We start from the raw sequence: 1,193 nt of genomic DNA, 5'->3' as shown, positions 1-1,193 counted from the left end.
ACCATGGCCAAAGAGAAGTTTGCCCGCACGAAGCCGCACTGCAACATCGGCACGATCGGTCACGTCGACCACGGCAAGACGTCGCTGACGGCGGCGATCACGAAGGTCCTGGCGGAGTCCGGCGGGGCGACGTTCACGGCCTACGACCAGATCGACAAGGCACCCGAGGAGAAGGCGCGCGGGATCACGATCTCGACGGCGCACGTCGAGTACGAGACGGCCAACCGGCACTACGCGCACGTCGACTGCCCCGGGCACGCCGACTACGTGAAGAACATGATCACGGGCGCCGCGCAGATGGACGGCGCGATCCTGGTGGTGTCGGCGGCCGACGGCCCGATGCCGCAGACCCGCGAGCACATCCTGCTCGCCCGCCAGGTCGGCGTGCCGGCACTGGTGGTGTTCCTGAACAAGGTCGACCTCGTCGACGACGCCGAGCTGCTCGAGCTCGTCGAGATGGAGGTGCGCGAGCTGCTGTCGAAGTACGACTTCCCCGGCGACGACATCCCGATCACCAAGGGCTCGGCCAAGGTCGCGCTCGACAACGGCGACAAGGCGGTCGGGCACGACGCGGTGCTGGCGCTGATGAAGACGGTCGACGACTACATCCCGCAGCCGGAGCGTCCGATCGACATGCCGTTCCTGATGCCGATCGAGGACGTGTTCTCGATCTCGGGCCGCGGCACGGTGGTGACGGGTCGCGTCGAGCGCGGCATCGTCAAGGTCGGCGAGACGGTGGAGATCGTGGGCATCCGCGACACCCAGACCACGACGGTCACGGGCGTCGAGATGTTCCGCAAGCTGCTCGACCAGGGCCAGGCGGGCGACAACGTCGGCGTGCTGCTGCGCGGCACCAAGCGCGAGGACGTCGAGCGCGGCCAGGTCGTGTGCAAGCCGGGTTCGGTGAAGCCCCACACCAAGTTCAAGGCCGAGGCCTACATCCTGACCAAGGAGGAGGGCGGCCGCCACACGCCGTTCTTCACCAACTACCGGCCGCAGTTCTACTTCCGCACCACCGACGTCACCGGCGTCTGCGTGCTGCCGGAAGGCACCGAGATGGTGATGCCGGGCGACAACGTGACCATGGACGTCACGCTGATCGTGCCGGTGGCCATGGAGGAGAAGCTGCGCTTCGCCATCCGCGAAGGCGGACGCACCGTCGGCGCCGGCGTCGTCGCCGCCATCAACGCGTA

General features: G+C 67.6%; 1 protein-coding gene. It reads left to right on the top strand.

The features are described from left to right. Positions 1-3: 3 nt before the first annotated feature. A partial coding sequence (gene tuf / locus FV226_RS27540; protein ID WP_147765408.1) for an elongation factor Tu occupies positions 4-1,193 on the top strand: 1,190 nt, incomplete at its 3' end.

Origin of the sequence: Methylobacterium sp. WL12 (assembly GCF_008039475.1) — a bacterium.
In the GTDB taxonomy this organism is placed as follows: Bacteria; Pseudomonadota; Alphaproteobacteria; order Rhizobiales; family Beijerinckiaceae; genus Methylobacterium; species Methylobacterium cerastii.
This window is presented reverse-complemented; position numbering and strand designations above follow the sequence as displayed.